Origin of the sequence: Geomonas edaphica (assembly GCF_004917075.1) — a bacterium.
GTDB lineage: Bacteria > Desulfobacterota > Desulfuromonadia > Geobacterales > Geobacteraceae > Geomonas > Geomonas edaphica.
In genome coordinates this window covers 1125983-1145009 of sequence record NZ_SSYB01000001.1, presented here as the reverse complement: position 1 = coordinate 1145009, position 19027 = coordinate 1125983, and the positions used below count along the sequence as shown (strand labels likewise).

Sequence of the window (19027 nt, the reverse complement as noted above, 5' to 3'; positions counted from 1 at the left end):
ACCTCCTTTTTTTCACATCTGCCCCCCCCCTCAATACAGTCGGATAGTGAAAAACAATGATGCTTGTTCTTCACATTTCTTGATCAGGACGATCCTGCTAAGTTGGTTTCATCACAAGCCACTGATACTGGCTAAACCAACAAAGGAGAACAAGAAATGACTAAGAACTGGACCGTAACCGAAGTAGAGGAACTCTTCACCGAAACCGTTAACGCAAATTTCGCGGCAACAGCAAAAGGTCAGGCGCACCTCAACAGAATCGCCAAGGCCATCACCAACGAGAGTATTGAGCAGCGGAAAGCAACCTCTTACCAGACCTACGCTCAGAAAGCTTTCGACAAGCGGCACAGGGAACTGTCCGTCACTGACCCTGATAAGGCGAAAACCCTTGCTGCGCGCGAGAAGGAGTGGAAAGAAGCCTATATCAAGAAACACTACGAAGAGGACGACGACTTCTAATTCCAGCAACAGTGCAACTGCTTCAGCAGTACCCAAGACGGAGGCCCACCAAGGCTTCCGTCTTTTTTTTATTCTGTCTCTGTTCTATGAGGTGACGTGATTAATATCATGTATGCCTCTGACTGTTCCCGAGTACTTTTGAATTTTTATGCCAACTTTTGAAGAGGTGGTTAATAACAATAAAGATCGAAACAAAAGACGATCAAATTCAGAGTTGATAGGAGCAAAAAGATGGAGAATGAGGAGTACTTAGACGGGTGTGGTAAAAAGTTGATGGATCAGAAAGAACTTGCACAATATTTGATGGTCGCAGAGAAGACGCTGGAACATTATAGGTGGAAAGGTGTTGGTCCACGTTATATCAAAATTGGCAAATTGGTCCGCTACAGAGAATGTGACGTAATCGAATGGCTTAAAGCGATCATGAAAGCAAAGGAGGCGATTAACGATCAAGAGTAATAACCCTGATTTTTAAATTGCAAATCAAACCAACGTAAAAAAAGGAGAGCCTATGGCTGATAAACAAAAAGCTCCGTGCGAGGAGCTAATTATTCTAATACGAGGTATTAAAGATGGAAAATATAAATATGAAACAGGTAGCACTTGATTACGTAGCACAAGGGATTCCAGTGTTCCCGTTATGGAAGAACGGAAAGGTCCCATCAATCAAAGGTGGAAACGGTCACAAGGACGCCACTACAGATACAACTGTTATTAATCAGTGGTGGGATAAATGGCCCGATGCAAATATTGGAATCCCAACCGGTGCAGAGACAGGATGGTTGGTGCTGGACGTTGATGAAAAGAATGGAGTGTCAGGGACTGCAACATTAAGAGAGCTGGAACGCCAATATGGTGAGCTTCCGGAGACGAGAACTCATACGACACCTTCAGGTGGAAAGCATATTTTCTTCAAGCACCCAGGCTATCACGTTCCAGGCAGCAAAAGTCTTGTGGGGCTTGGTCTTGATGTTCGCTGTGATGGTGGATATGTCGTAGCACCACAGTCTGTCATCGACGGTGTCAGCTATCAGGTCGTAGATGCGTCCGTTGAGATAGCAGATGCTCCTGAGTGGTTGATCCTGAAAGCTCTGGGGGCAAAGTATCCTGCTGGTAGTGAGGACGTGGTACATGAAGGTGGCAGAAACGATCATCTTTTCAAGGTGGCGATGGGGTGTAATAGACAGAATCTGCCATATGCAGAGGCTGAGGAGGTCGTTGCTGGTGCTAACAGCAAGTGTGTTCCACCGTTACAAGGTAAAGAGGTACAAAGGACTCTTGCCAGCGCATATAGATACGAGGTTGGTGCTATCCCTCCTGAGATCCTAGAACTGAACAAGACACATGCCGCTATCAAGATGGGAAGCAACTGTTGGGTGCTGGAAGAGATCACCTGCCCAACGTTCAATAGACCAGACTTTGAGCTGATGAGTGTTAAGGGATTCAAGGACTTCTACTGCAACCGCTATGTAGAAATCGAGGGCAAGAAGCAAAAGCTTGGCGAAGCATGGTTTGGACATCCAAGCCGTAGGCAGTACCAAGGGCTTACCTTCAATCCAAGGACCACACCACAGGGATACTACAACATCTGGAAGGGGTTCGCCGTAGAGCCAAAAGAAGGTGATTGCAGCCTTTACCTAAAGCATATCGAGGAGAACATTGCCAATGGTGACAAAGCGGTGTACGACTACCTGATAGCGTGGATGGCCCAGGTGGTTCAGCGCCCAGACGAATTAATCGGGGTAGCGGTCGTAATGCGAGGCTCTATGGGGGCGGGCAAGGGTGTTTTTGCTAATGAATTTGGAAAGCTCTTCGGCCAACACTACATGCTCTTGAACGACAGCAGCCAGCTTGTAGGGAAGTTCAACGGTCACATGAAAGAGAAGTGCCTGTTATTCGCAGACGAAGCGTTTTGGGCTGGAGATAAGGCGGCAGAGGGTAAGCTGAAGTCGATGATCACCGAACCAACCATCAATATCGAAATGAAGGGCAAGGATGCCTTTACTATAAAGAACAACCTCCACATGATGTTTGCTACCAACAATGATTGGGCCGCACCAGCAGGACCACGAGAAAGAAGGTTCTTCATCATTGACGTTGGGAATAAGCACCTTCAGGATCATCAATATTTTGAGGCAATAGGCCGCCAGATGGATAACGGTGGCAGGGAAGCTCTGTTGCATTACCTGATGAACTACGATATCTCGAACATGAACCTTAGACAATATCCTCAGACAGCAGCTTTAAGGGAAGCGAAGCAGCTAAGCTTTACACCTGTACAAAAGTTTTGGCATCACGTTCTTGATACTGGGAAGTTGCATTGTTCACTAGAAGATGGTTGGGGTGATGGTGTGATTATGACTGAGTATCTGTACCAATCCTATCAAAAGTTTGTCCAGGATGTGGGGCTTAAACATAAAGCTACTGATATTGAATTAGGTATGCAACTAAAGGTAATGGTGCCTAGTGACAGCTTTAAAAAAGAGAAAAGATCATTTGGCCTCCCTGGCAGTAAAAAAACTGAACGAAAGAACTGTTACGTATTCCCTTCGCTAGAAGAATGTAGAAAAGGCTTCGAAAGGTTCATAAATACAGAAATGAATTGGCCAACTGAGTAATCTACTGTATTGACGTGGTCAATAAACAAAGATACCCCTTCTAGAAATGGAAGGGGTTTTCTTGTATCAAGGTAAAGTGTCCTACCCTGTCACACCCTTAAAAACAGGGTGTGCCACTGGGAACCCGCATGGATACTGGGAGTGTCATGGGTGTCATACCTGTCATACCCTATATTGGTAAAAAAGATACTCTCTCCTATAATGTCCTACACATCAATATATTAGCGAATAGCAAAAAAAGGTGTGACACCTATGCCAGGTATGCCAAACCCGCATGAATACAGGGTTTGTAGCTGTCATACCTTTTGGGGAGGGTATGACACATAAGCTCAAGGTATGCCAGTAGTTCGTTTCAATTTCATTTTATAAAGTTAGCGTCACCTCCCTCACCGTATAGCGTTGATCCATTTCGGTCAATGAACGACCCCGGCTCGATCCTCAGGCTATTCCTCTTCTAGAATCAAGCGGTTTGTGATATAAAAGGTGGTATTTCCTGTCGTGTTTTCATGAAGGAGCCATATCTATGTCATTCGAGGGGTTGTGGGATGCAGGTGTTTTACCTAATGTTGATTTTTTGCTCCAAACCAGAGAGCTGATTCTGTCTTACTACTTTGGTAAGGCAAAGAATCTGAAGGTTGTCTTTGAACATTTTGAAGGCAAAGACAAAAAAATAATTGATGCAACAGGAGAAATGCAGGCATATTTTTCGTTTTTAACGGAAGTAATTGATAGGCCCCTAAAGAGGGTTGAACAAGAAGTAGGCGTAGGAGAGGGATACATCAAGAATTTGTTGCAAGACGATGACTCCTACTTAATCATTAAATTGCATCTGATCATACAGAGTTTGCTTTGGACTTATATACAAATAAAAATAAAAAGGTTACCAAGGCAGTACGAGAATTGGAGTTTTAATCAAATAGTAGACCTCGCAGATGCCTTTGATGAAATTCCTTCAAAAATCATTGCCTATTGTAATTGCCTAAATGTCCTACGTAATAACGTGGCTCACAAACCATTCGCATTCAAATTCGAAAATATAAAGTCTAAGTATTCTGGGGCATTGTACACAAAGGAAGGGCCTCTTTCCTGTTGTTCTAAAAGGCCCGATTCAGATGTGGATGTTTTCAAAGACTGGAAAAGTACCTTTTTAGTGTCTATTATTGTGCTTGGCTTCCTCATAAAGCAAAAAGAACTTGATGTTGCCAGGAAAGATGACGGTTGGTTTGAGGTAAGCGTTACGTGACAATTGTTCTAGCGCCTAATGCTGTATCGGTGCGCCAATATAACCTAAGCACCTATACTCCCAAGTTTATTCTGGATCTCCTGCAACAATTCTTGTAGCTTAGATACCACTGCATCTCTATCATCACCAAGGGTCTCAAGGTCTATGCCCTTGATGCACTTAAGGGTGTTGTCAGTGGCATCAATGGTCTTCTTGGTGGCAGTTCGGTGAGGTCTCTTAATCTCCTTCTTAGACATACCTAGAGAGGCAATAAGGGCATCATATGCCTTCCTCTGGGATATAGGTCTCTTGAGCCTGGCAATCTTCAGCAATGCCCCTCTGCTAAGCTCCTTCCTGTGCCTAGCATCCTCTCTTATCTCCTCTGAGAGCTTCATCAGCCCGAGTATATCTGCTACGGTGTTCTGTGCCTTCCCTATCAGATTTCCTAGCTGCTCTGGGAAGGATTGTACTTGGCCTGGAAGTTATATAAAGCCTCACTCTCATCGACAGGAGATAGATCTACACGCTGACCAAAATCCATACATGCCTTAAGCCTTCTCTCTCCAGATACAAGGATAAGGTTGTCGTTCTCGTCTACTCGGAAGAGGACCGGATAGAGCAGGCCCTTGTCTGCAATCGACTTCTTGAGTGATTCATGTTCGTCCTGGTCAAAGTGCTTACGGGGTTGGTCAACGTCCCTGTTCAGCAGCTCAAGGCTGATGTCGTGGATCTTACCCTTTTTATAGTTCTTACTGGTATCTTTGCTTTCGGCCGTCATTGATCGCCCTCCATAGGGGTTGAAATGACGATCGAAAATACTCGTTTTGTTATTTATTTCAAGAATTAAGTGTAAGGGTTGAGCTAATGGTAAAGTCGGTTTGTGGGGTAAATATGGCGGCAAAAGAGTGTGAATGTGCTTTCATTGTTCGTTGCTTTTATGGTATATGTCAAGATATTAGTCCAATTAAATTGTGAACCCTAGCTTGCTTTAGTTCTGAGCATATCATTGAATCGTTGAACTCACTGTTAATATGATAACATCATCAGACATAATTAAAATGGTTAGGGCGCACGTGAAAGGGCCTGGGGGCATAACGCCTATCACACCTCCCCATTCTCGGATTCTTCCCGTCTTGCGAAAATGTTCCATAGAAGTGACTAACCATTGCGATGTTGGCTGTGATTTCTGTATGTATGGCAATACAAATCGAAAGATAAATCCTCTCGGAATATCCCATCACATTGCACAAATTGTTGAAACTTTGAATGGCTATAATCTTGACGAAGTAGTGATAACAGGAGGAGGAGAACCCTTATATGCAATCAAAGAAGTAAGCTACTTGCTGGGTAACATTAAAGCATCAAGTTTAACAATTAACACATCTGGGAATTGGTGTGGAAGAGGATCCAATGATGAGGTTGTTTTAAAGATTATTCGGGAAATGGCCCCACGTTTCAAAAAAATAGAGGTCAGGTTTAGTATTGATATGTTCCATCAAGCCAAAACTCCGACTGATGCAATAATGACTTTTGTTCATGAACTTTTGGGCAAGTCTGCCTCAAATGTGACAAGTTCTTTTAGATCTTTACTGATCGAAGATGAAATGTTTGATCGATTTGCAATGAATTACCTAGACGAGATTGGCTCTGACTTCGATCATGATGATCTCAGTGTGAAATTGAAGAGTGGTATCTATTCAAAAATAAAGTTTTCCCCTATTTTCTTTACAGGTAAAATATTGGGAATGCGACTGCAGAGTGATTTAGATTTTGTAAGGGTCGAAGATTATATGTCTTTAGCTGGGGGGAGAGAGGGGGGGTATAGACCTTTTAGCTATATGTCTGGCCCAAATCTAACCATAAAACCGTCCAAACGTATTGTCAATTACTGTGGCATATTGAACATGGTGTGTGAGTTTCCTTATCTTGATTTAGATCAATATCTTCATAGCATTTGTGATCACCAAGTCATCTTAGCCGCTAACGATATCGGCCTTAATGGCCTTTACCTCATTGCCAGTAGCTTTGACAAAAGAATTAAAAGAGTAATAAGCGAGACCAACAACTTTAACTGTATTTTACCCCTTGTAAATTCGTCTGAAGCGAGGGAGAATATTATAGCATGTGCAACAGGGGGATAAGTGCAGTATACAGAAGAGATAATTTGGGGTCTTTTCGAGAATGTTAGAAGCAGGCTGACGTATCTGGCAGTACATGGCAGTTATTTGCAAAAGCATAACTTTGAAGCGAAGGATATCGATCTAATAGCTATATTTGACGTTATTGACCCTTGCATAATTAATGAAATGCAAAATATTCACATGCGACATCCCTTCATTCATATCTTACCTTATGGAGACGCTGAGATAAAGGTGTATCCACCCTATAATACAATGCAGTTCTTCATGATGGCTAAAGTAATATATGGTTCTCTACCGATAAGCGCGCCTGACATCAATGATTTGATATATTACTTGAAGTCGAGGTTAAGTGATAATGTTATTATCAAGGTCCGAAATGCCTACCTTAGACGAGGCCGTTCTAATGTATACTCTTTAAAAATGTTATGGCCTGTAGTGCAAAAAGAAATCAATTGGTGGTGGAGAAATTATATTTATATAACCAGCGGAGAGATTCTATATGACAAAACAGAGCTGGTAAGTAAAATTAATTTTCCAGTCATACGTGACCTTTTGCTTGTAGAAAACATTTTTGTAGACCAGTGTCAAGAGCAGATAATGTACCAATTGGAACAGGGGATTGAGGTTATGGTTAAATGTTTAAATGAGGTTGTTTACAGGCAACAAAATGATGAATTGTAAGCAAAATCGTGTGCTATTTTGCTGTGTAATCGAACCTAAAATAGCTTGGATTAATGCTGCTGTGTTGCTAGTTAGATCAATTAGGCAATACGGCGCTGCTTTTGCAAGTAGTCCTTTTCTGTTAATTGTAAATTCAGATAATGACACAACTTCCAATGTCAGTCTCATTGATGAAAAGCAGCTATACATTATTAAACAACCAAGACAAATATATCCATATTCTAACAAAATATCAGCTCTGGACGCTGTAGATCTTTTCAATTTCGATTACATGGTAATGCTTGATCACGATACTTTGGTTTTAAACCTCTCGGATTTAACTGATTACCTTGTTCAGAAGGTCCATGCTAGAAAGAATTTAAAACATGGACTCCGACACGGATTGGGTAAAAATTATATTCAAGCCTTTACTGGCTTAGGTTTAAACTCTTGGAAAAGAGTACCTTATTTCAATAGTGGAGTTGTTATAGTACCTAGGCGATATTGTAAAATATTAAATCAGTGTTGGATGGGTTGGACTAATTCCTTGTTGTCTTCATTCTTGGGCAGTGTGTTGATAGAACAGGTTGGATTCGGGATCGCAATACACGATGCTAAGATACCTTATGATTATTTGCCACAAAAGTATAATGAGACTAATTGGAAAATGCCATCAGGTAATGCGGCAATTATTCATTATAATGACTATGACCCTATAAATATAACTGTTAAGCGAGAGATGCTTAACTCCTATGACAGATTTTACACCTTTCTTAACCAGTCAGATAACCGTTTCTGGAACACTTATGCGGAAAGAATATCACTACTGTTAGATTCAGAACTCACTGCTTTGAGTGAGGAAATTGGAACTTTGCTTAATGCCAGATAGGGCCAACTCCTTACCCCGCTATCGTCAATAAGATTCGAACGGCCAACTTTCTCCTCTCCTCATCCATCATTCCCAACAACCTCAATGCCTGATCCTCTATGCTTACTTCAGGTACAAGGTGCTGAAAGTCAAATAGGTCCTTCATCTCTACCTGGAGGTGCTTAGCGATGGCCTCCAGTGTGTCCAAAGACGGAGCACTCTTACCCCCTTCGATCCTCGATATCTGCTTGGGATCTACCCCCACCTTTTCAGCTAGCTTCTCTTGAGACAATCCCCTCAGCTTTCGTACCTCTCTAATCCTAAATCCAAGTAGCTGTTTGGCTGTCTGCATATACCCTCCTGATTTATTAGGTGAGTATCCGCAGAAGCAAATCGTTTTGTAACAACATGTAATGACCTTAAACTAACAAGGTCTGGACTTTTTATGTCCTGTATGGTACATCTTATGCCCTTAATTGCTATGTTTGTGTTCTTAAAAGGTCCACTTGTTCAAGGGGGCGTTGACGGCAATACTGAGGAGGATTACCTATGTCGGCTAATGGGCCTGATGTTTCTATCTACAAAGCAAAAGCAACACGAACTTTAATAATCATCTCCTGCACATTTGTCATACTGTTGATAGCTGCTTATTTGTTATTTCCCAACGGGATGGTTGTTACCTCAAAACCTCAGGCAGCCCCTCCTACACGTGCAAAAACAGAAAAAGCCAACGATGTTGACGCAGCTATCGAGCTGTTCAAACAAGACAGCAATTCAGGGATAAGGCAGTTGATTGGACTTGCAGATGCGCATAATAACGAAGCTTCCTTGCAGCTGAGTGCAATATATTCGTCTGGAAATGAGGTAGTTCCAGACAGGCAAAAATATCTAAAGTATCTCAAGTTATCTGCTAAAGATGGCAACCCGATAGCTGAAGACCAATTGGGGGTTGAATACAATAACGGCACAGTTGACGGTGAAAAAAAGAGCATGAGTAAAGCCTTTAAACTCTTTAAAAGCTCTGCAAGTAAGAATGAGCCTCGTGGTATTTATCACCTTGGCAGAATGTATTGGTTGGGTAATGCTTGTAAGAAAAACATACCAGAAGGAATAGCTCTTATCAAAAGGGCTGCGGACAATGGGTGCGAGGAGGCTCAATACACATATGCAGGAATACTGTGGGAAGGTAAAGACGCTGCTAAAGACCTGAATACAGCACACGAGTACGCTTCGAAGGCTGCTGCTGAAAACGTAAATGATGCTTCAAATTTGTTACGTTTAGTCGATGCTGAAATTTCGATCTCTAAACCTTTGACTGACGAATCTGCGTATGAAATAGGTAATGCCTACATGATTTTAGGCCAAAGGGATAGCGCTAGGGCAGCCTATAGGCGAGGATGTTATGGCAAGTATGAGTCGGACGATAAAGACCCTCAAAGTCCTTCTTGCAGGGCCTATTTCAAATTAGAAATGGGAATTAGATAAGATCAGAGGTCCGCAAATCACTATTATTGAGAGGAGGGTAGGTTATGGGGGCAGCAATCGGCATGATATTTGGAAATATGTTGTTTGGAGGAGCGTCAGTAATTGTTTGTATAATCGCCTTAATTCTTGTAATTGGAAGCGCGGCCTCAAAAAAATAAGAGCTAACGTGCTTTAAGCAACTGATGGGGCTACCAGTGTGGTTAGCCCCTCTTTTATTTAACTTCTTTAAAAACCTCTTTCAGGCAATATCTCTACTCTTGAAAGGGGGTATCTCGCATTTAAACATCTATTCACTCACTGCATCACGATGAGCCAGACTTTCAGGAGTCTGGCTTTTTTATTTCAACGGAGGAACCGTTATGACAATGACCGTTTTGCCCAAACCTGAGGCTGCACACCCCACATAAATCACAAAGGAGGTCTTACCATGTGTAAAGTCTACGATGTTATCAACAACAAGATCATTGAACTCTTGCAACAAGGAACGGTCCCATGGAGGAAGACATGGCATTCAGAGAGCAACTATCCGAAGAACCTTATCTCAAAGAAGGAGTACCGGGGAGCCAATGTCTTCTTGTTGGCATGTCAGGAGTACAGCAGCCCGTACTGGGTAACCTTCAAACAGTGTCAGGATAAGGGCTGCCATGTACGTAAGGGAGAGAAATCAACGCCGGTTGTCTTCTGGAAATGGGTGGATCGTAAGAATGCTAATGACACCGACGAGCAGGATGCCATGAATGGTAAAGTGCCATTACTCCGATATTACAATGTGTTCAACCTTGACCAGATAGAAGGGGTCACAGCACCACCATCACTGGAGACCACCACCAATCCATTCTCACCGATCCAACGAGCACAAGAGATCATTGCCGGTATGCCACTACCACCAGATATCAGACATGGAGGTAACAAAGCATGCTACTCCGGTACCCTTGATTACGTGAAGCTACCGACACCCGAATCGTTTGAGTCTCCAGAGGAATACTACAGCACTGCCTTTCACGAGTTGATCCACAGCACCGGCCATGCCAGCAGGGTAGGAAGGAAAGGGATACTGGAGCCGTCGTACTTTGGTAGCCATGAGTATAGCAAGGAAGAGTTGGTAGCCGAGATGGGAGCTGCATTCCTCTGCGGTTGTGCAGGTGTCGAACAGAAGACCTTGGAGAATTCAGCGGCATATATAGCTGGATGGCTTAAAGCTCTCAAGAACGATAGAACGTTACTGGTACATGCAGCAGCCCAGGCTCAACATGCCAGTGATTACATACTCAACAGGAAGGATGGTGACCAAGCAAAAGACTCCGCAGTAGTATTTAGTTATCCGCAGCTATCAAGCCCCATGCAATTGCAGTCAATGGTTTAGTTTCTACTTACCTATAGCCATCCAGAATGCGCTAGCGGAATATACTCCGGTGTTAGCCCAAGTGCCGAGTGTCGCTGTAAAGCCATCTCTCGTAACGCTGTTAGTCATTGGTCCGCACCCAAGCCTCAAATTAGCACCATGGTCGAGATCGAAACCAGTGATCCCCATAACGACCGTCGGGGCGGTCGAAAAGGGAGTGGTAAACCTAACTGCAGTTTGCCCAAAACCAACAGCTCCAGATTCTATACGTAAGCCGTTAGGAAGCTCCTGTGATTCTGTAATGTTATCTTTAGCAGCATGTACAAAATTTTCAGGCAGAATGTTTTTGCTACTGATGATTTCCATTCAAACCTCCAATCATAGACAATCGCATGGGGTGATAAATGATAGCATAGGAAGTGACTAGGGCAAGAGAGCCTTTGGGGAGACCACCCCTTCATTGAAACGCACTTATGCCCTGCCGTCCTCCCTCATTAACCCACCTGTCAAACCAATCCACTAGCACTAAATCTCATTAACGTAACAGTCAAACGTCCTATCTCAAGCTCCGTAAATGCCCTACAGGCCGTTTTCTTAGTGGATTCCATACTAACGCTAATTTAGCAGGAGGAACTAGCATGGTTTACTTCCGTTGCCAGAGTGTAACTCGATCTATTAGGACTACTACCCGCCGGATGATACCTGTCTTCAGTGCAAGTTAGGAACTATCAAGATCACCCCAGAGCCAGACCATAACGAGTCTGGCTTTTCTATTTCCAAGGAGGAAGACCAATGACACCAATCACACCAGAACTGAAACTGCACACCCACCAGGACAAAGACGGCATCCACATCAGCAGCCTCATCATTACGCATAACGGCAACAACTATCACCTGTACGCCGGGACCAAGGACACCATTTACATTTTCAGCCAGAGCATTGCCCTGTATGTCCTTACCGTCAACAGAGAGCATGGAATCATCGGACTTAACGCCTATATGTCACCAGAGCCATTCCCGATCAACTCCTACTATATGCATTCGCTAAAGGAGATCAAGGACCTATTCGGCTCAAACTGGGAGAACGTACCAGCTATCGACATCACCCAGAAGCTCATTAACTATTTGATATAACGCCTCTAGTAATCCACCTTTCCACTCCCCCTGTTGATAAGTCCTCTAATCCTGTGGATATCGTCTCAGGTTGTAACGTAAGAATAGGCACTTTTACGTCTTGCACATTTTCTGCACATTCCCCTAACTGTCTGTAATTATATGTCAATATTTATTTGTATGCCGAAGGTAAAGGTGTACTGTATGCAATTTCTACTATCAGCCTGTAACAAAAGGAAGGAGGTGGATAAGTGACTAAAATTACGTGATGAAAAGCTGTCATCTAAGGTCAGTATTTCACGTTGTTAGCATCAGACATTAAAACTAATGGAGGAACTACTATGACCATCGACACCCTGTTTGGCCCAGAAGGAGTCCCATCACCTAAGCCACGTACCATCAAGCTCAAGACGATCAAAGCGGTCTACCAGACCATCACCGTCAACGACACCATCACCGACTACCTTAAGCCCAACACCCGCTACACCTCCGCCTCTCAGGTCTATGACACCTTCAGCTTTCTAAGGCATGAGACCAAGGAGCACTTCATAGCTCTTCACCTTGATGGGAAGAATCGAATCGTGTGTTGCGATATGGTAAGCACCGGTTCCCTTAATCAAAGCATCGTCCACCCCAGAGAACTTTTCAAGACAGCACTTTTATCATCGGCAGCAGCAGTGATACTCCTGCACAACCACCCGACCGGTGACCCTACACCATCAACGGAAGACCTCACTATTACCCGTAGACTCCAAGAGGCAGGAGACCTCATAGGGGTGCGGGTTCTTGACCACATCATCATCGGTGACAGCCACTACTCATTTGCAGAAAGGGGACATATATGAAGTGCGAATACTGCGGGAGGGCATTACGGGAAGGAGATACGATACATGGCATCAAGTACGGGACATTGACCCTTACCGGATTTAAGGCTGCATCGGACTCTGCGGTGACAGTGATATGCGGACCATGCGGGAACAAGGTTTACCAAATCGTGTACTCTTCACTGGACACCAGAGCATTGAGCTACCCGACCATGTTAAAAATGGTAACTGAACTAACCTCCCTCATGAAGAATGGATACAAGCTGATCCAGCACATCGCTAGCCTCCCAGCAACAGACCAGCGCGCACTTTACCATTTGGTAACCTCAAGTAAGCAACCTCAGTAATACCCTACCAGCCAATCCCGCCACATACTAGCCAGTTCAGTATCTTACCTGATAAGAACTGGTCCTCAAAAGTCTCATCGTTCGACATGTTTTCAGCCCTATATTGCCCAGCTTTCCTATAGACCCTGCATCTAGCGAAGTCCCAAGAGCAGTAGTTCTCCACCATGAAATTCGTAGTGACAGGCATTTTGGGGAGCTTGTCGTTCGGAAAAGGACAGGCGCTGATATAGGTGCATCTTGACATGGCATACCTCAGAGGAGGAATATTAGCTCGTACTATAACTGAAGCTAAAATTTAATCAAGCTAATTTTAACCCTAATTTAAGTAGTAATTAAGCAAACCCATGTCCTTGCCTGCCTCTAAGTCTAAAGTCCCGTCAGAAGTCAAATTTGGAAGCCGAGCAACCATTCTCACCATTCATTAATTCCACAACTAATATCAGCAGGACAACTAAGGGCCATAAGGCTCTTTTTTTATGTCCAAAATCAAAGGAGGTATCACCATGGCAGTCTACAAACGAGGAGCTAAGGCAGTGTATTACATGAATTTCACAGTTGATGGAGCCCGGGTTAGCAGGAGTACCGGTAAGTTCACCAAGAAGGAAGCCAAGCTCGTTGAAGCAGTCGAGAAGAAGAGGATGATGGTAGATGGTGCCTTGTCGCCTAGGGAAAGAGCAGCAAGGATGCTCTTAAGTGTTGCCATCGAAAGGACCTACGACGAGAGGTGGAAGGACAACAAGGACGGACTCAAGGCCAAGCGATTGGCCGAACGTACAATGGACCTGATAGGTGACATTCCCCTCAGCAAGATAGAGGACGAGACCATCAAGCGCATGGTGAAGAAACTGGAGGACTCAGGTGTTAAGGGAGCCACCATCAACCGATACCTTGCAACAATGAAGACCCTGTTACGCCATCACCAACAGCCTTGGGAACATATCAAGCTCAAGAAGGAAAGCAAGGGCAGGATTCGGGTACTGTCCAGGGAAGAGGAGTCAACGGTGGTATCTCTGCTACGGGATACGGATCATGGTAAGAAGAGGAGCTACTACCCTGAAGCGGCTGACTTGGTAGAGGTCTTAGTGGATACCGGGTGCAGGTTAAGCGAGATCTTGAACCTCAAGTATGAGGACATCAACTGGGATACCAACCTCATTAGCATCTGGATCAACAAGGGAGACAAGCCCAGGAGTATTCCCATGACGAAGAGGGTAGGGGGAATCCTACAAGCAAGGCAGGAAGTTAACTGGCTAAAACCCTTCGCTATCGACATAGACCAAGCACAGAAGGCATGGAACTGGGCTAGGAAGAGGATGTTGTTGGATGATGACCGAGAATTCGTAATGCACTCACTCCGTCATACATGTGCTACCAGACTGCTGGACAGAGGAATTGACCTCTATACCGTTAAGGAGTGGTTAGGTCACAGCACCATTCAGGTGACAGAGAGGTATGCACATCTGACACCAAGTAAGTTGATCTTGGCAGCTTTGGCGTTAGAACCAACTTAAGCCGCACGTTTAAGATTTTCTTGACTTCATTAAGTATGGCCGTTAACCTCGTTCGTGCTTTGGCTACAGCATAGTCGTAGCCCTTCGGTAGGTAGTCAGTTTTCGACTGTAGATAATTTGAAATATAAGTGGGGAAATAGATGATATCAAAGGTAAGGATTGTCGAGAAACCTAAAAATACGTTCAATATGGCACCAACAATAGAGGATAAGGATATATACAAGTATATACTCGATACAAGAAACTTTGAGATATCTTTATTCTGGCAAAGATCCAATTATTTTTTGGTTTTGAATAGCGGCTTGGCAGTGGGTTTCCTGAATTTGAAGAATAATGGATATGCCTTTGCTCTGGCTTTTTTTGGATTTCTTGTTTCATATCTTTGGTATCAAGTAAACCTTGGTGGAAAATACTGGCAATCTAGGTGGGAGTATAAGCTTGCCGAAGTCGAGAGTAAAATCGCGCCAGATTTAATATGTTTCAATACGACCCGCGAAATTACTGACGAGGACGTGGCTGAAAGCCTTGGCAACTTGCCTGAAGAAGCCTCTTGGTTTAAGAGAACGTTTCATCATGAAATTAAAGAAAAACCTTCTGTCAGTCATTGTATGATAGTATTATCAGTATTGTTTATGATGGCATGGATAATTATGATCGTAGTAAAAATTGAATACCTATTCGTTTCTTCCAGTTGAATGATCCCGCGACTGAAAGGCCCTCGGTCCATTGCAATTTGGACTATAGATAGGAGGAATAGGTGGGCAATAATGTAAGCGCTAATACACTTTTTCACTTTACACGCAGCTTGGAGAACCTAGAAAGCATACTCCGCTACGAATTTCATCCTCGGTATTGCCTTGAGGACCACAGGATGTTTTCTCCCGGCTTCTGGCTTGATTCATATCTGGAACGTGCCATACCTATGGTCTGCTTTTGCGATATCCCTTTGTCCCATATAACTAAGCATGCAGATGTCTATGGAGGTTATGCCATTGGTCTTTCGAAAGAGTGGGGGGAAGAAAAGAATATTTCCCCAATGATGTATGCGTCAGCTACCTCAAGCTCTACCGCTGCCATAAAGGAAAGCTTTCGGCATGTTTTAAAAAACCTCCAAGGTGAGCCATCGGGACCAGCTGAGAGCTACAAGAAGATAGGTTTCCTTCTTGATTCATTCTTGACGTATACTAAACCTTACAAAGGGGAGGATTCCAGAACGCGTACCGAGAAGGTATTCTATGACGAAAGGGAGTGGAGATTCGTTCCTGATCCTGAGCAGAGAACAGCACTTGGTTTACCTTTAGGCTTATATAAAAACGAGTTTTTTGATGACACAACCAGGGAACAAGCCAACGCTAAGGTTGCTGAACATTTTAAGCTCTCATTCCAACCTAAGGATATCAAGTACATAATCGTTAACAAAGAGGAAGAAATCCTTCCAATGTTCGGCAAGATCGAGGCCATTAAAGGCGTAAATCCTAATTATGACTGGGATGATGTCCGACTTTTGGCAACTCGTATAATCTCGTTGGACCAGATCCTTTCAGATTTTTAGGCGCAGCATTGAAGCAAGAGGCCTTTTATCACCGTTCAGGTAACAGAACGGTATGCTCACCTGAGACCTGACAAATTGGTACTAGCAGTGGCAGCTCTGGAGAGGTAGATTAGCCAAGAACTACTAGAAATAACATTGAAATTGAGTTACAAGAGTGGGTACACATTTGGTACCACAACATCCACTAAAAGCCAGAATATAAGGTCTTGTGTTAGATAGTGTTAACTGGTGTGATAGCTAAATTCCTAGAAATAACAATAGGATACAGTGATCCCGTCATTCCCAGGTTCGATCCCTGGCGCCCCAGCCAATAAAAACGGGCACCTACCATTTCGGGTAGGTGCCCGTTTTTCTTTACGTGGTTTCATTGCCTTGTCGATGGGCACCGACACTTTGGCGATGGGCACCGACACTTTGGCGATGGGTAGCGACACTTTGGCGATGGGTAGCGACACTTTGGCGATGGGTAGCGACACTTTGGCGATGGGTAGCGACACTTTGGCGATGGGTAGCGACACTTTGGCGATGGGCACCGACACTTTGGCGATGGGGACCGACACTTTGGCGATGGGCACCGACACTTTGGCGATGGGCACCGACACTTTGGCGATGGGGACCGACACTTTGGCGATGGGGACCAACACTTTGGCGATGGGCACCGACACTTTGGCGATGGGGACCGACACTTTGGCGATGGGCACCGACACTTTGGCGATGGGCACCGACACTTTGGCGATGGGTAGCGACACTTTGGCGGTGGGTAGCGACACTTTGGCGATGGGTACCGACGCTTTGGCGATGGGTACCGACACTTTGCCGTTCGCATGGACACGCCGATGGGCTAACCCGAAATGGATGGCTAAAAGGGGAGGCAAAGGTGAAGGGAATCCCCCGGGTACACGGCACGTGCGGCTGCACTCGGGGGATTGATCATTGCAAACAACTGTAGGATCTGTCTGGATGCCCTGACGAAATCGTCTCCTTAGTTAACCCGCTACAGGTGCTGATGCGGTTTTTTTCCGATACGAGGGCACGCGGGCATCGAATCCCGCCTCCAACAGAGCTGGAATGTCCTCTTCAGTGGCCACGGATTGCAGAAATGAAGCGATTTTCTTGAACATTTCAGTGACCAAATTGCGCGCATTGTTGCGTTTCAAGATCTCCACACGGTTACCGGTTTTCGCGCTTTCGTAGAAAGAGTCATAGTTGTTCACGGCACCCTGCACTTCATCTACAGGAAACGGCCCTTGCTTAAACACGCGCAGGGTTTCCAATCCCCGGGTGCAACGGTGCAAGGTGCTGAGAACTGTGGTGTCTTTTCCTTTCAGGTCGATGGAAACTTTTATGTAGGACATAGCTAACCTCCTTCTCTTCGGCAGGTTCCAGCCAGACCACAGGATTCTAGCGGCGACTTTCGTGCTCGCAACTAGTTGAGCGGCAATGAAGAAGGCTAGGGTGAGCTTCATTAGCGGTACGAAGTGTGGGATAAGAGATAAGGCAGTGATACTGAGGGGTGAGCAAACTATTAAAGTGGAAAGAAAATCAGCCAATGAGGCTGAAGGGGCTGTCCCCCACGCAGCGGGGGACAGCCTTTAGATGCCAGCGTGCTTCAATCAGAAGAGATTCAGCAACGCTGCGACTTCGGGGGTGCGCTTGCCTCCCTGACCGGACAGTATGCTCTTGGGGGTGATATCTTTGCCGTAGAAGGAGGCGTTGGCTTCGTCGTCGATCATGAGGGCTGCGCCGTTAAGGGCGATGCCGGCGAAGAGCCCGCGACTTCTCGAGTAGGAAAGGATCTCGGCCTTCAGGGTGACGTCGGTGGCCCCTTCGGCACTGCGGCCTACCGGACCTGCCGCCACGGACGCGTCGGCGCCCAGGGTGAATTTACCTTTCAGAGCGCCCTCTACGCTCTTTTTGGTCTTGAAGACGAGGATGAGGTCGGTGGATTCCGCCCCGATTTGCCACCCGAGGCTTCCGCCTGCAATCTTGATGAAGACCGGATCGGTCCAGTTTCCTTTTTCATCACGGACCGTCAGCACTCCCGTGCCGTACCTGCCGCCGACCACGAACCCTACCTTGATCACTCCCGGAATCACCATGACCCCCTGGGCGTTCTCGAGGAGCGCGGGTGGGATGCTTTGCTCAGGGATGGCCTTGATCGCCTTGACTACTTCGATGCAGTCCTCGATCTTCCGCGTCTCACCGGCAGCGAAGGCCGGCGTGATGCTCGTCCCCAGCAGCAGGGTGACGATCGCCGCGGTAATCAGTCTTATCGTTCTCATGGATGATATCCTCCTTTGTTGTCACTCAAATACTACAGGTAAATGATACGCCTCCACCCAACTTCCGGCGCGGCTTTTAATCTAGGCATAAAAAAGCCGGGTGCGATGTCCTGAATCGCAACCCGGCAGTCTCGTTAGTGACGGGCTCTCTGCCCGTTTATGAGCCGTGTTCAGGTTCGTCGCGGCTGGGACTCGAGAAATCTGCCGAACTCCGCGTCGCTCTCGCGCATGTGGTTGGTGACCCAAGAGCACAAAAACCAGAGCAGGTCAACGCACCCCCTGGTATCCAATCCGCTTCCTTTTTTCAACAGGGCTATCTCGGTTTGGAAATGCCGATGCTCTTCTTTGTGAGCGGCGAGTTTCGGATAGAGGGTTCGCTGCATCCAGCGTTCCTCACAGTTGAACTGCTGAATCGAGAAATCGATCAGGATCTCCAGGACCCCCGGCTCTAACGTGTGGTTTTCACGAAAATGGTCGTAGCTTTTGTTGAGATACTGCACCAGGTGACGGTGATACTGGTCGATCTCTTGTATGCCAACCAAATAACAGTCCTTCCATTCAATAATAGGCATACAGCCTGTTCTCCTGTTCTAGAAGTCGTGC

At 45.3% G+C, this 19027-nt stretch carries 22 protein-coding genes; 14 read left to right on the top strand and 8 right to left on the bottom strand.

The features are described 5' to 3' along the window. Window positions 1-156: 156 nt before the first annotated feature. The 4 genes from E8K79_RS04995 to E8K79_RS04980 all read left to right on the top strand — a co-directional run bounded on the left by E8K79_RS04995 (window position 157) and on the right by E8K79_RS04980 (window position 4320). A complete protein-coding gene (locus E8K79_RS04995; protein WP_136513739.1) occupies window positions 157-459 on the top strand; it encodes a hypothetical protein in 303 nt (100 codons plus the stop codon). A gap of 231 nt (window positions 460-690) precedes the next feature. After that, on the top strand, window positions 691-918 hold the full coding sequence (locus E8K79_RS04990; protein WP_136513738.1) for a helix-turn-helix transcriptional regulator: 228 nt from the start codon (window positions 691-693) through the stop codon (window positions 916-918). Between the two features lie 113 nt (window positions 919-1031). Then, complete coding sequence (locus E8K79_RS04985; RefSeq protein ID WP_136513737.1) at window positions 1032-3077, top strand: bifunctional DNA primase/polymerase; 2046 nt, start codon at window positions 1032-1034, stop codon at window positions 3075-3077. Window positions 3078-3600: 523 nt separating this feature from the next. Then, window positions 3601-4320, top strand: a complete 720-nt coding sequence (locus E8K79_RS04980; RefSeq protein ID WP_136513736.1) for a hypothetical protein — start codon at window positions 3601-3603, stop codon at window positions 4318-4320. A 44-nt stretch (window positions 4321-4364) separates the two neighbouring features. Here E8K79_RS04980 and E8K79_RS21460 read toward each other — a convergent pair whose 3' ends face one another. Both E8K79_RS21460 and E8K79_RS21455 read right to left on the bottom strand, forming a co-directional pair. Next, the gene (locus E8K79_RS21460) at window positions 4365-4694 is read right to left on the bottom strand and encodes a hypothetical protein (protein WP_246043723.1); all 330 of its coding nucleotides are present in this window, start codon (window positions 4692-4694) and stop codon (window positions 4365-4367) included. Between the two features lie 50 nt (window positions 4695-4744). Continuing rightward, window positions 4745-5077 (bottom strand): ParB/RepB/Spo0J family partition protein, encoded by a 333-nt coding sequence (locus tag E8K79_RS21455; RefSeq protein WP_246043721.1) that lies wholly within the window; start codon window positions 5075-5077, stop codon window positions 4745-4747. A 412-nt stretch (window positions 5078-5489) separates the two neighbouring features. Here E8K79_RS21455 and E8K79_RS04970 point away from each other — a divergent pair, with 412 nt between their 5' ends. From E8K79_RS04970 to E8K79_RS04960, 3 genes are read left to right on the top strand one after another with little or no spacing between them, the layout of a single operon-like run. Then, complete coding sequence (locus E8K79_RS04970; protein WP_162604596.1) at window positions 5490-6440, top strand: hypothetical protein; 951 nt, start codon at window positions 5490-5492, stop codon at window positions 6438-6440. After that, entirely contained in the window at window positions 6441-7121 is a 681-nt protein-coding gene (locus E8K79_RS04965) for a hypothetical protein (protein ID WP_136513734.1), read from the top strand. It begins immediately after the preceding gene. Continuing rightward, window positions 7108-7989 (top strand): hypothetical protein, encoded by an 882-nt coding sequence (locus tag E8K79_RS04960; protein ID WP_136513733.1) that lies wholly within the window; start codon window positions 7108-7110, stop codon window positions 7987-7989. Before E8K79_RS04965 ends, E8K79_RS04960 begins: the two co-directional genes overlap by 14 nt. Before the next feature lie 10 nt (window positions 7990-7999). On the opposite strand, the gene E8K79_RS04955 is transcribed toward E8K79_RS04960, so the two are convergent. Next, window positions 8000-8320 carry a helix-turn-helix domain-containing protein gene (locus tag E8K79_RS04955; RefSeq protein WP_136513732.1) on the bottom strand — a complete coding sequence of 107 codons (321 nt, stop codon included), beginning with the start codon at window positions 8318-8320 and terminating at the stop codon, window positions 8000-8002. Between the two features lie 197 nt (window positions 8321-8517). Here E8K79_RS04955 and E8K79_RS04950 point away from each other — a divergent pair, with 197 nt between their 5' ends. Together E8K79_RS04950 and E8K79_RS04945 are read left to right on the top strand one after the other, a co-directional pair. Beyond that, window positions 8518-9453: a tetratricopeptide repeat protein gene (locus E8K79_RS04950; protein WP_136513731.1), complete on the top strand. Its 936-nt coding sequence runs from the start codon at window positions 8518-8520 to the stop codon at window positions 9451-9453. 427 nt (window positions 9454-9880) lie between these two features. After that, complete coding sequence (locus tag E8K79_RS04945; protein ID WP_136513730.1) at window positions 9881-10816, top strand: ArdC family protein; 936 nt, start codon at window positions 9881-9883, stop codon at window positions 10814-10816. A gap of 3 nt (window positions 10817-10819) precedes the next feature. On the opposite strand, the gene E8K79_RS04940 is transcribed toward E8K79_RS04945, so the two are convergent. Beyond that, complete coding sequence (locus E8K79_RS04940) at window positions 10820-11161, bottom strand: H-type lectin domain-containing protein (protein ID WP_136513729.1); 342 nt, start codon at window positions 11159-11161, stop codon at window positions 10820-10822. A 426-nt stretch (window positions 11162-11587) separates the two neighbouring features. Between E8K79_RS04940 and E8K79_RS04935 the strand changes: the two genes are divergently transcribed. The 5 genes from E8K79_RS04935 to E8K79_RS04910 all read left to right on the top strand — a co-directional run bounded on the left by E8K79_RS04935 (window position 11588) and on the right by E8K79_RS04910 (window position 16142). Next, the gene (locus E8K79_RS04935) at window positions 11588-11929 is read left to right on the top strand and encodes a hypothetical protein (RefSeq protein ID WP_136513728.1); all 342 of its coding nucleotides are present in this window, start codon (window positions 11588-11590) and stop codon (window positions 11927-11929) included. Between the two features lie 320 nt (window positions 11930-12249). Continuing rightward, window positions 12250-12753, top strand: a complete 504-nt coding sequence (locus E8K79_RS04930; RefSeq protein ID WP_136513727.1) for a JAB domain-containing protein — start codon at window positions 12250-12252, stop codon at window positions 12751-12753. An 829-nt stretch (window positions 12754-13582) separates the two neighbouring features. Beyond that, a complete protein-coding gene (locus E8K79_RS04920) occupies window positions 13583-14590 on the top strand; it encodes a tyrosine-type recombinase/integrase (RefSeq protein WP_136513725.1) in 1008 nt (335 codons plus the stop codon). Window positions 14591-14730: 140 nt separating this feature from the next. Further along, window positions 14731-15285: a RipA family octameric membrane protein gene (locus tag E8K79_RS04915; RefSeq protein ID WP_136513724.1), complete on the top strand. Its 555-nt coding sequence runs from the start codon at window positions 14731-14733 to the stop codon at window positions 15283-15285. Window positions 15286-15347: 62 nt separating this feature from the next. After that, window positions 15348-16142 (top strand): abortive infection system antitoxin AbiGi family protein, encoded by a 795-nt coding sequence (locus E8K79_RS04910; protein WP_162604595.1) that lies wholly within the window; start codon window positions 15348-15350, stop codon window positions 16140-16142. Window positions 16143-16387: 245 nt separating this feature from the next. Here E8K79_RS04910 and E8K79_RS21070 read toward each other — a convergent pair whose 3' ends face one another. The 4 genes from E8K79_RS21070 to E8K79_RS04890 all read right to left on the bottom strand — a co-directional run bounded on the left by E8K79_RS21070 (window position 16388) and on the right by E8K79_RS04890 (window position 18996). Beyond that, on the bottom strand, window positions 16388-16954 hold the full coding sequence (locus tag E8K79_RS21070) for a ribosomal eL19 family protein (protein ID WP_162604594.1): 567 nt from the start codon (window positions 16952-16954) through the stop codon (window positions 16388-16390). 174 nt (window positions 16955-17128) lie between these two features. After that, entirely contained in the window at window positions 17129-17497 is a 369-nt protein-coding gene (locus E8K79_RS04900) for a hypothetical protein (RefSeq protein WP_136513722.1), read from the bottom strand. 258 nt (window positions 17498-17755) lie between these two features. Next, complete coding sequence (locus tag E8K79_RS04895; protein ID WP_136513721.1) at window positions 17756-18424, bottom strand: lipid-binding SYLF domain-containing protein; 669 nt, start codon at window positions 18422-18424, stop codon at window positions 17756-17758. A 170-nt stretch (window positions 18425-18594) separates the two neighbouring features. Further along, window positions 18595-18996 carry a bacteriohemerythrin gene (locus E8K79_RS04890; RefSeq protein ID WP_136513720.1) on the bottom strand — a complete coding sequence of 134 codons (402 nt, stop codon included), beginning with the start codon at window positions 18994-18996 and terminating at the stop codon, window positions 18595-18597. Between the last annotated feature and the right edge of the window lie 31 nt (window positions 18997-19027).

Excerpts from the sequence above, each read along its gene's own strand:
- E8K79_RS04980 (WP_136513736.1), top strand. The coding sequence starts at position 3,601 with ATGTCATTCGAGGGGTTGTGGGATGCAGGTGTTTTACCTAATGTTGAT.
- E8K79_RS21460 (WP_246043723.1), bottom strand. The coding sequence starts at position 4,694 with ATGAAGCTCTCAGAGGAGATAAGAGAGGATGCTAGGCACAGGAAGGAG.
- E8K79_RS04920 (WP_136513725.1), top strand. The coding sequence starts at position 13,583 with ATGGCAGTCTACAAACGAGGAGCTAAGGCAGTGTATTACATGAATTTC.
- E8K79_RS04890 (WP_136513720.1), bottom strand. The coding sequence starts at position 18,996 with ATGCCTATTATTGAATGGAAGGACTGTTATTTGGTTGGCATACAAGAG.
- E8K79_RS04945 (WP_136513730.1), top strand. The coding sequence starts at position 9,881 with ATGTGTAAAGTCTACGATGTTATCAACAACAAGATCATTGAACTCTTG.
- E8K79_RS04940 (WP_136513729.1), bottom strand. The coding sequence starts at position 11,161 with ATGGAAATCATCAGTAGCAAAAACATTCTGCCTGAAAATTTTGTACAT.
- E8K79_RS04930 (WP_136513727.1), top strand. The coding sequence starts at position 12,250 with ATGACCATCGACACCCTGTTTGGCCCAGAAGGAGTCCCATCACCTAAG.
- E8K79_RS04970 (WP_162604596.1), top strand. The coding sequence starts at position 5,490 with ATGTATGGCAATACAAATCGAAAGATAAATCCTCTCGGAATATCCCAT.
- E8K79_RS21455 (WP_246043721.1), bottom strand. The coding sequence starts at position 5,077 with ATGACGGCCGAAAGCAAAGATACCAGTAAGAACTATAAAAAGGGTAAG.
- E8K79_RS04915 (WP_136513724.1), top strand. The coding sequence starts at position 14,731 with ATGATATCAAAGGTAAGGATTGTCGAGAAACCTAAAAATACGTTCAAT.
- E8K79_RS04955 (WP_136513732.1), bottom strand. The coding sequence starts at position 8,320 with ATGCAGACAGCCAAACAGCTACTTGGATTTAGGATTAGAGAGGTACGA.
- E8K79_RS04935 (WP_136513728.1), top strand. The coding sequence starts at position 11,588 with ATGACACCAATCACACCAGAACTGAAACTGCACACCCACCAGGACAAA.
- E8K79_RS04950 (WP_136513731.1), top strand. The coding sequence starts at position 8,518 with ATGTCGGCTAATGGGCCTGATGTTTCTATCTACAAAGCAAAAGCAACA.
- E8K79_RS04995 (WP_136513739.1), top strand. The coding sequence starts at position 157 with ATGACTAAGAACTGGACCGTAACCGAAGTAGAGGAACTCTTCACCGAA.
- E8K79_RS04990 (WP_136513738.1), top strand. The coding sequence starts at position 691 with ATGGAGAATGAGGAGTACTTAGACGGGTGTGGTAAAAAGTTGATGGAT.
- E8K79_RS04985 (WP_136513737.1), top strand. The coding sequence starts at position 1,032 with ATGGAAAATATAAATATGAAACAGGTAGCACTTGATTACGTAGCACAA.
- E8K79_RS04900 (WP_136513722.1), bottom strand. The coding sequence starts at position 17,497 with ATGTCCTACATAAAAGTTTCCATCGACCTGAAAGGAAAAGACACCACA.
- E8K79_RS04960 (WP_136513733.1), top strand. The coding sequence starts at position 7,108 with ATGATGAATTGTAAGCAAAATCGTGTGCTATTTTGCTGTGTAATCGAA.
- E8K79_RS04895 (WP_136513721.1), bottom strand. The coding sequence starts at position 18,424 with ATGAGAACGATAAGACTGATTACCGCGGCGATCGTCACCCTGCTGCTG.